10 protein-coding genes are annotated in these 8,832 nt (G+C 27.5%); 6 read left to right on the top strand and 4 right to left on the bottom strand.

Translation table 11 applies throughout. The annotated features are described in order from the left end of the window. Window positions 1-157: 157 nt before the first annotated feature. Window positions 158-1,042, bottom strand: coding sequence for a DUF4238 domain-containing protein (locus IQC44_RS06065; protein WP_198305457.1), 885 nt, complete (start codon window positions 1,040-1,042; stop codon window positions 158-160). An 80-nt stretch (window positions 1,043-1,122) separates the two neighbouring features. Continuing rightward, entirely contained in the window at window positions 1,123-1,317 is a 195-nt protein-coding gene (locus IQC44_RS06060) for a terminase gpP N-terminus-related DNA-binding protein (protein WP_198305456.1), read from the bottom strand. Window positions 1,318-1,497: 180 nt separating this feature from the next. Here IQC44_RS06060 and IQC44_RS06055 point away from each other — a divergent pair, with 180 nt between their 5' ends. The 3 genes from IQC44_RS06055 to IQC44_RS06045 all read left to right on the top strand — a co-directional run bounded on the left by IQC44_RS06055 (window position 1,498) and on the right by IQC44_RS06045 (window position 3,150). Next, window positions 1,498-2,229, top strand: a complete 732-nt coding sequence (locus IQC44_RS06055) for a hypothetical protein (RefSeq protein ID WP_198305455.1) — start codon at window positions 1,498-1,500, stop codon at window positions 2,227-2,229. 9 nt (window positions 2,230-2,238) lie between these two features. Further along, the gene (locus IQC44_RS06050; RefSeq protein WP_198305454.1) at window positions 2,239-2,832 is read left to right on the top strand and encodes a hypothetical protein; all 594 of its coding nucleotides are present in this window, start codon (window positions 2,239-2,241) and stop codon (window positions 2,830-2,832) included. 102 nt (window positions 2,833-2,934) lie between these two features. Continuing rightward, window positions 2,935-3,150: a hypothetical protein gene (locus IQC44_RS06045; RefSeq protein WP_198305453.1), complete on the top strand. Its 216-nt coding sequence runs from the start codon at window positions 2,935-2,937 to the stop codon at window positions 3,148-3,150. Here the strand turns inward: IQC44_RS06045 and IQC44_RS06040 are convergent. Both IQC44_RS06040 and hsrA read right to left on the bottom strand, forming a co-directional pair. Then, window positions 3,147-4,403 carry a sensor histidine kinase gene (locus IQC44_RS06040; RefSeq protein ID WP_198305452.1) on the bottom strand — a complete coding sequence of 419 codons (1,257 nt, stop codon included), beginning with the start codon at window positions 4,401-4,403 and terminating at the stop codon, window positions 3,147-3,149. The genes IQC44_RS06045 and IQC44_RS06040 overlap by 4 nt on opposite strands. A 19-nt stretch (window positions 4,404-4,422) precedes the next feature. After that, window positions 4,423-5,103 carry a homeostatic response regulator transcription factor HsrA gene (gene hsrA / locus IQC44_RS06035; RefSeq protein ID WP_198305451.1) on the bottom strand — a complete coding sequence of 227 codons (681 nt, stop codon included), beginning with the start codon at window positions 5,101-5,103 and terminating at the stop codon, window positions 4,423-4,425. Between the two features lie 195 nt (window positions 5,104-5,298). Here hsrA and IQC44_RS06030 point away from each other — a divergent pair, with 195 nt between their 5' ends. The 3 genes from IQC44_RS06030 to IQC44_RS06020 all read left to right on the top strand — a co-directional run bounded on the left by IQC44_RS06030 (window position 5,299) and on the right by IQC44_RS06020 (window position 8,822). Then, the gene (locus tag IQC44_RS06030) at window positions 5,299-6,105 is read left to right on the top strand and encodes a peptidylprolyl isomerase (RefSeq protein ID WP_198305450.1); all 807 of its coding nucleotides are present in this window, start codon (window positions 5,299-5,301) and stop codon (window positions 6,103-6,105) included. A 9-nt stretch (window positions 6,106-6,114) separates the two neighbouring features. Further along, complete coding sequence (gene fbaA, locus IQC44_RS06025) at window positions 6,115-7,182, top strand: class II fructose-bisphosphate aldolase (protein WP_198305449.1); 1,068 nt, start codon at window positions 6,115-6,117, stop codon at window positions 7,180-7,182. Between the two features lie 143 nt (window positions 7,183-7,325). After that, window positions 7,326-8,822, top strand: coding sequence for an aldehyde dehydrogenase family protein (locus IQC44_RS06020; protein WP_198305448.1), 1,497 nt, complete (start codon window positions 7,326-7,328; stop codon window positions 8,820-8,822). Window positions 8,823-8,832 lie beyond the last annotated feature (10 nt).

The raw sequence follows: 8,832 nt of genomic DNA, 5'->3' as shown, positions 1-8,832 counted from the left end.
TTTGGACAAATTCTAGTGCTTTTTTACAACTCATTGTAAATAATCCTTTTTAAATAACGATAGTATCGAACTTAGCTTAAGTTTTCAGCAACCCATTTTTTTCATTAAGCCTTAATTTATAAAATAAATTTTTAGTTTAGTTTAGTTTAAACTATTTTTAGTTTTTTAATTTTTCCAAATTTCTTTCTTTCATAGAATATACTTGCTTATTAGCAAATTCAAAAGTTATATTATTTATGGAATTAACATTTTCTTTTGTAGCAATAAGAATTTTATTTTGATGCTTTTCAAATACACCAATAAAAGCTAAATATTTTGAAATTGGGAATATTACTTCTGTATTTTCTGTTCCAAAACCGATTCCGTAAGGATTAGATTTAACTGAAGAAATTAAAGATACTGGATAATCTGAAGTAATAAATTCACCAATACTCTCATTTGATACTATTAGATACCAATTTCGTTGGAGTAAAATATAATTTAGACAATCTAATGTATTTAATTCACTTTGAATATGCACTTCTTGGTTAATTTCTAAATTATATCTATTTTTATCTTCTGTAAATGCTTTTTGTTTTTCATAAGGGATAATATATCCTTCTTTGATAGCAGCTTGACGGCACTGGTCTAAATATATCTCTTCTGAACTCATTGTCATTTCAATGAAATTATCGGCTATTTTTTTATAAAAATCATCAAATAAGCTTCTCGTTTTTGGATTACGAAGTGATACAAGTGTTATAAAATAAATGATATGATTGAATTGTTTTTCATCTGGATAAGATTTACTTTCGATAATTTCTCTAAAACTTATAGATAATTGACCTTCAATTTTTGCTAGTTCATCTTCAATAATATTTGGATTTTCTGTGTTAGAAATACGATTAAAATCTCTTTGTGAAGCTATATTTCTTGAGTTAGATTTAAAACATTTATTAAGTGTTTTATCATAAACATATAAATTTTGTTTTGCTCCATCAGACTTTGTAAATCCTTTTAAATAAAATTGTGAAATATAATGATGGTTTCTAGTAACAGACATTTTATAATCATTTCGTTTTATATAATAATTTATTATATTAAAGATAATATCTAAAAAGTATTAAAAATTATGATAACCTATTATTTCTTAGTTTCAAACTCTTTTTTTAACTCTTTCAAATCATCAAGATTTTTTTCTGATTTCTCAATAATCTCTTCAACCATAAGTCCAAGCATAACAGTTTTATATAAATTTGGTCTATCTTTTTTCCAGTTATAAATAGTTTTTGTGTTAATTCCTAAATATCCAGCTATATCTCTTATTGTCATTTTCATAAATAAAATCCTTTTTTAGGGATTAATCTACAAAATACAACAATGATAAAACAACATAGTAATATTTATAACAAATATATATTATTTAAGTAAATGTTACAACAAATTAAAATACAATGTTGTAATTATTCTATGATTATATATAAAAACAAGGAATATTTATAAAACAAGGAGATAAAAATGCATATAACAAAAAGGACTAAAATATCATTAGCTCAACTTTTAGATAAATTAGATAAATCAGATTTAAAATTATTATTTGAAAAATATGAGATGGATAATGATTTCATAAATGTAGATGATATAAAAAATATAGTTTTATCATCTACTGATTTAAGTGAATTGATAAAAGAAGTTATTGAAAGAAAACAAACTTTTAGAAATAAAATAATTACGAAATATCCTTTTGATGATAGATTTTCAGATTTTGAAAAATATCTATTTTTGGATGGATATAAAATTGAAAATAATTCAATAATACAAATTGAGCCAACTATTGATGGTGTTGTTGCTTTTGAAGATGAATTAACAAAAGAAATAGATAATTCAACTTTTTCAAAAAAAGATGAAATAAAAAGATTGATAAATGAGTCAGCTGAGGCATTTAAAAATAGTGATTTTAACGGTTGTTTATCAAAAGCAAGAATATCTTTAGAAACTATTGTAAGAACAATTGCTATTGATAAATATAGTAATACAGATGATAGATGGGCTAATGCTTTAATTAATTTAAAAACAAATGGTTTTTTAGCTCAAAAAGAGGAAGAATTATTTGCTAAAGTTTATAAATTTATAATTGATGCTTCACATATTCATTTAGGATTTACAGATAAAGAATATGCAAGATATGGTAGAAACTTAGCTATGTCTAAATGCTATTACATTATTAAAATCTACAAACAAAATTTTTAAGGATAAAAATTGAGAAGTATAAAATATATTTTGGTATCTACTTTAGGTATCTTTATTTTTAGTGGTTGTAGCAGTAAATATCCTATAACATATAATACTAATCCAACGGGAGCAACAGTTATGTGCAATAATGTGAATAAGGGATATTCTCCAGTAACATTATATTATGAATTAGATGATGATAGTAAAAAATATAAATCAATGAGAACTGTACCTTGTACTGCATATTGGGTAAGTGGAGTAGAAAAAGATTTTTCAAATATATGGGATTTAGATGAATTTCCATCAGGAGTAATGGAAACATTAGAAAGAGGAAGAGGAGAAGGTTATGATAGAGATGTGCAATTCTCATTACAAGTTCAACAGATGAAAGCTCAACAAGCCCAAGCAGAAGCTTTACAAAGACAAGCAAACTCACAATCTTTACAACAAGGATTACAAAATTTTAATAATTCTTTAAATCAAATGAACCAACAATCAAATCAGATTTATAATAATTCAATGCAACAAATGAATGATGCTAATAGAAATTTCAATAATTCAAATCAAAAGAAATACTACTATATGCACCAAATGGCACCAAATTTATACTATGTAAAATAATCTAGCTATTTTTAGCTAGATTATAAAAATATCAATTGTGAAGCATTGATAAAAAAATATAATTTGCTATAATCGTACTTATTTTAATGGCAGGAGTTTTAGATGCATACAATTAAATTAAAAGTAGGCGATAGTATTTATAATCACTTGATGTTTTTTTTGAAAAATCTTAAAACAAATGAATTAGAAATCATAGAAGATACACAAAGTAAAAAAGATAATGAACTTTGTGATATATCAAAACTTTCAAACAAATCTCTTGAGAATATATGGGAAAATAAAGAGGATAAGGTTTATGATAAGTATAATTTAGCTTAGGCTTGATTTTTTAAAACCAGTTTTGCAACACAGCCATTTTTTCCATCTTTTCTATTTTTTATAGATATTTCACCATTTAAAGCATCACTTGCAATTTTTGCCAAATAAAGCCCAAGTCCAACACCATTTTTAGAACCCATTTTCTTAAACGGAGCGAAAACATCTACACTTTCATCTATTCCGCTTCCCTCATCAATAACTTTTATAACTATTTTTGCATCTGTTTTTTTTAGTTTGATTAGTATTTTATGGTTATCTGGAGTAAATTTTATAGCATTTTGCACAAAATTTTGTAAAATCTGATTTAAAAGAGTTACTCTTATTGAAGTATTTAAAGTAGAGACATTTGAAGTAAAAATAGTATCTATTCCTCTTTGATTCGATAGCATTTTATAATCATTTGTTTTTCTTTTTATATAATCAACCAAATCTATTTCGCAAGGACTCTCAAATTGAGCTCCTTCAGTTCTTCCAATATCCAAAATAGAGCTAATCATTATATTCATATCATCTATTTGTTTTATTGTAAGTCGCAAAGCTTCTTCATATTCTTCTTTGCTTCTCTCTTTTTTTAGCATTAAATCATTTTTTAGTTTCATAACTGCAAGTGGAGTTTTAAGCTCATGAGCAATTCCCACAAAAAGCTCTTTTTTAAACTTCACATAAGTAGCTATTCTATTTGTAAGTGAGTTTATAGAGTTTGCAAGAGTCAAAAATTCATCTGGTAAATCTTTTGTGCTTATTGGAGATAGTGTTTTTTCATCCATATTTGATAGTTTTTTATTTATTTGCATAATTGGTTTTAAAAGAGATTTTGAAACAATCAAAGAGTATAAAAGCATCAAAATAAACCCTGGAATTGCTAAAAGAAAAAGGTTTTTAAAAATAATCGAATATAAAAGATTTCTCTCAAGTGTTATATCTTTTGTAATTTGTAAGGCTGAATTATCTTCAAATGGATATATTATTCTTAAATAATGCTCATCATTTTTTGTAAAATTTGAAAACTCTATTTTTGTTTTTAGAGTATAAATAATCTCAATAGATTGAGATTGAGTTTTTACTGGCTTAAACTCATCTTTTATATAACTTTGTTTAATTTTTTTTGCTTGATAAATTAAATTTTCTTGGATATTGTCATAAAAAGAGTTTTTTGCATATTCATAAAAGATAAAAGATAGGATAATGATAAATAAAGAAGAAGCAACTATAAGTTTTCTATAAAACTGTTTATAAATGCTTCTACTTTCCATTATTTGTTTAGTTTAAAGATTATTTGTCTTCTGCTTGATTTGGATAACAAAATCTATAACCTCTTCTTCTAATTGTTTCAATAGTTGAAATATTTAGAGGTTTATCCATTTTTTGTCTAATTTGGTTGATTGCAACTTCAATAACATTTGGAGTTACAAGTTCTGGTTCTTCCCAAATTGCATCAAGTAGTTGTTCTTTACTTACGATTTGGTCTCTATGTCTAGCTAAGTGAGTTAAAACTTCAAAAGGTTTACCTTTTAACTCTATCTCTTCTCCAGCATATTCAATTTTTTCTTCATCTGGATTAATGATTAAATCATCAATCTCAATGATATTTGTTCCACCAAATCTTAATCTTGCTTCAATTCTTGCTAATAAAATATCAAAATCAAAAGGTTTTTTGATAAAGTCATCTGCACCAGATTTTAGAGCTTCAATTTCGCTCTCTTTGTCGTCTCTTGCTGAGATTATTACAACAGCAGTTCTTGAACTTCTATTCTTTACAATTTTACAAAGCTCTATCCCGTCTCCGTCAGGAAGCATCCAATCTGTTAAAACTAGGTCGTAGTTTCTAATATCTATAAAATACTCAGCATCTTTGTAATTTTCAGCAGTATCAACTTGATAACCAAAATCAGTTAATCCTTCTTGTAAAGTTCTGTTTAAAGTAATCTCATCTTCAATAATTAAAATTCTCATAAAAATCCTTAAGTTAAATTTAATCTTAAATTTGTTCGCAAGTATATCATAAAAATTTCAAAATTTAAAGCTTTTTTAAGTTAAATGTTAAAAAATGTAAATATCTTTAAAAATATATATTTAAAAGCTGGTTAAATAAACTATTTATTAACTCAAAATAGATAAAATACCGCAAATTAATTTCTAAGGAACAAAATGAAAAAAATAGTTACAAGCTTTGTAGCATCGTTGGCTCTATTCTCAGCTTTAAATGCTGCAGATATTTATGCAACTGTTGATGGGGAAAATATTACAAAACAAGATATTGAGATGATTATTCAAGACCCAAGAGTAGATCTTGATAAAATTCCAGCAGAAGCTAGAACACAAATTGTTGATCAAGCTATCAACAAAAAATTATTAGCAAAAAAAGCAATAAAAGATGGAATTGAAAAAGATCCACAATATGCAGAAGCTATGGGAAAAATCAAAGAAGATTTAGCATTTCAAGTTTGGCAAAAAAATGAGGTTGATAAACTAAAATTTAGTGATGCTGATAAAAAAGATTTTTATGAAAAAAATAAAGAATCATTCAACATTCCAGAAATGTTCGAAGCAAGTCATATTTTAGTTGATAGTGAAGCTGAAGCTCAATCAATTATTAATGATTTAAATAAAGCTTCAAATAAAGAGGCAAAATTTGCAGAATTAGCAAAAGTTAAATCAAAAGACCCTTCAAAAGCAAATGGTGGATATTTAGGTAAATTTGCAGCTGAACAAATGGTTCCAGAGTTTGCAAATGCAGTTAAACTTTTAACAAAAGGTGGATACTCAAAATCTCCTGTAAAATCTCAATTTGGTTACCATGTAATTTTATTAAAAGACAAAACAGCAGGAAAAGTTTTATCTTATAATGAAGTTGAAGGAGAAATAAATCAAATTCTTATAGGAAATAGCTTTGGTAAAAAAGTAAAAGAGCTTATTGATAGTTTAAGAAAAGATGCAAAAATCGTAATTAAATAAGGAGATTAAATGGGTGTTTTAAATGTTGTAAATGCTGGGGTTTTAAGTGGAAGCGAAGCAAAAAAACTTTTCTCTTATGCAAAAGAGCAAGGTTTTGCAATACCTGCAGTAAATGTTGTAGGAACTGATTCAGTTAATGCTGTACTTGAAGTTGCAGCAAAAGTAAAATCTCCTGTGATTATTCAGTTTTCAAACGGTGGAGCAGGATTTTATGCAGGTAAGGGTTTAAAATCTAGCGATGCAGCCGTTTTAGGAGCTATTAGTGGAGCTAACCATGTTCACACTATGGCAAAAGCTTATGGAATACCTGTTATTTTACATACAGACCACGCAGCTAGAAAACTTCTTCCTTGGATTGATGGGCTTTTAGAAGCTGGAAAAGAGCATTTTGCAAAAACTGGAAAACCACTTTTTACTTCTCATATGTTAGATTTAAGTGAAGAGAGTCTTGAAGAAAATATTCAAACATGTGCTTCTTATTTCAAAGTTATGAAAGAGCTTGATATGATGATTGAAATTGAGCTTGGAATTACTGGTGGAGAAGAAGATGGAGTTGATAACTCAAATGTAGATAACTCTTTACTTTATACACAACCAAGTGAAGTGGCTTATGCTTATGAAGAACTTAGTAAAGTTGGAGAGAATTTCACAATAGCTGCAAGTTTTGGAAATGTTCACGGTGTTTATAAACCAGGAAATGTTGTACTTAGTCCAAAAATCCTAGATAACTCTCAAAAATATATTGAAGAAAAATATAAAACAGCTTCAAAACCTGTTGATTTTGTTTTCCATGGTGGAAGTGGATCTGATTTAAAAGATATTAGAGATGCTATCTCTTATGGTGTTATTAAAATGAATATTGATACAGATACACAATGGGCATTTTGGGATGGTGTAAGAGCTTATGAGGCGAAAAATCACGGATATTTACAAGGTCAAATTGGAAATCCTGAGGGTGATGATAAACCAAATAAAAACTACTATGACCCAAGAAAATGGTTAAGAGCAGGGCAAGAAACTATGATAGCTAGACTTGAAACTGCATTTAGTGATTTATTAGCACTTAATAAAAATTAATAGACAAACTTAAAACATTTTTGTATCTATTTGTTACAAATAGATACAAAAAACTTCAAATAAAACCTCCTTTGTATAGATGTTACTATAATGCTACCTTCTTAAGTTAAAGTTTTGATACTTAATATCAAAAAGGAGTTATTATGATTTATGAAAGACCAAAATATCAAGATAAATATGAAAATTTTATAGGTGGACAATGGATTGCACCAATAAGTGGCGAATATGTTGAGAATATCTCTCCAGTTGATGGAAAATTACTTACAAAAATTCCAAGATCAAATGAAAAAGATGTAGATTTAGCAATCGAAGCTGCAAAAAAAGGTTTTGAAGAGTATAAACACTATTCTGTTGCACAAAGAAGTGCTTTATTAAATAAAATTGCCGATATTGTCGAAGCAAATCTTGAAACTCTTGCAGTTGCAGAAACTTTGGATAATGGAAAAGCAGTTAGAGAGACTTTAAATGCCGATTTACCACTATTTATAGACCATTTTAGATACTTTGCATCAGTAATTAGAGGTGAAGCTGGAACAGTTGCTGATTTAGATGAAAATACAATTTCACAAGAGATTTATGAACCTTATGGAGTTGTTGCACAAATTATTCCGTGGAATTTCCCACTATTAATGGCTGCTTGGAAACTAGCACCTGCAATTGCTGCTGGAAATTGTGTGATTTTAAAACCAGCTAGTTCTACACCACTTTCAATATTACTATTTTTAGATTTAATCAAAGATGTATTACCAAAAGGTGTTATAAATGTAATTAATGGAGCAGGTGGAAAAATAGGAAAATATCTAGTAACAAATCCAGATATTAAAAAAGTTGCATTTACGGGAGAAACAAGCACTGGTCAAGAGATTATGAGATATGCAACGCAAAATATTATCCCATCAACACTAGAACTTGGTGGAAAATCTCCAAATATTTTCTTTAAATCAATTATGGATGCAGATGATGAATTTTTTGATAAAGCAATTGAAGGTTTAGTTCTGTTTGCATTTAATAGTGGTGAAGTTTGTACTTGTCCATCAAGAGCACTAATTGATGAAGAAATTTATGAGCCATTTATGAAAAGAGTAATTGAAAGAGTTAAAGCTATAAAAGTTGGAAATCCACTTGATACAGAAAATACAATGGGAGCACAAAATTCTCTTGCACAAAAAGAGAAAATTGCAAAATATTTAGGTATTGCAAAAGAGGATGGGGCTGAGTGCTTAGTTGGTGGAAATATCTTTAATTCAAAAATAAACCCAGATGGTTTTTATATAGAGCCAACTATTTTTAAAGGGCATAATAAGATGAGAATTTTCCAAGAAGAGATTTTTGGACCAGTTTTATCTGTAACTACATTTAAAGATGAAAAAGAGGCAATTGAAATAGCAAATGATACTATTTATGGGCTTGGTGCTGGTGTTTGGTCAAGAGATGCACATCAAATTCATAGAGTTTCAAGAGCTGTTCAAGCTGGAAGAATTTGGGTAAATTGCTACCATTTATACCCAGCACATGCATCTTTTGGTGGATATAAAAAATCTGGAATTGGAAGAGAAACTCATATGATGATGTTAAATAATTATAGACAAACTAAAAATATTTTAACTTCATTTAACACAAAAGCTTTAGGGTTTTTTTAGAATTTTAAAA

This window comes from Arcobacter vandammei (genome assembly GCF_016106035.1).
Classification (GTDB): Bacteria; Campylobacterota; Campylobacteria; order Campylobacterales; family Arcobacteraceae; genus Aliarcobacter; species Aliarcobacter vandammei.
This window is presented reverse-complemented; position numbering and strand designations above follow the sequence as displayed.

Excerpts from the sequence above, each read along its gene's own strand:
- IQC44_RS06065 (WP_198305457.1), bottom strand. The coding sequence starts at position 1,042 with ATGTCTGTTACTAGAAACCATCATTATATTTCACAATTTTATTTAAAA.
- IQC44_RS06060 (WP_198305456.1), bottom strand. The coding sequence starts at position 1,317 with ATGAAAATGACAATAAGAGATATAGCTGGATATTTAGGAATTAACACA.
- IQC44_RS06055 (WP_198305455.1), top strand. The coding sequence starts at position 1,498 with ATGCATATAACAAAAAGGACTAAAATATCATTAGCTCAACTTTTAGAT.
- IQC44_RS06045 (WP_198305453.1), top strand. The coding sequence starts at position 2,935 with ATGCATACAATTAAATTAAAAGTAGGCGATAGTATTTATAATCACTTG.
- IQC44_RS06040 (WP_198305452.1), bottom strand. The coding sequence starts at position 4,403 with ATGGAAAGTAGAAGCATTTATAAACAGTTTTATAGAAAACTTATAGTT.
- hsrA (WP_198305451.1), bottom strand. The coding sequence starts at position 5,103 with ATGAGAATTTTAATTATTGAAGATGAGATTACTTTAAACAGAACTTTA.
- IQC44_RS06030 (WP_198305450.1), top strand. The coding sequence starts at position 5,299 with ATGAAAAAAATAGTTACAAGCTTTGTAGCATCGTTGGCTCTATTCTCA.
- fbaA (WP_198305449.1), top strand. The coding sequence starts at position 6,115 with ATGGGTGTTTTAAATGTTGTAAATGCTGGGGTTTTAAGTGGAAGCGAA.
- IQC44_RS06020 (WP_198305448.1), top strand. The coding sequence starts at position 7,326 with ATGATTTATGAAAGACCAAAATATCAAGATAAATATGAAAATTTTATA.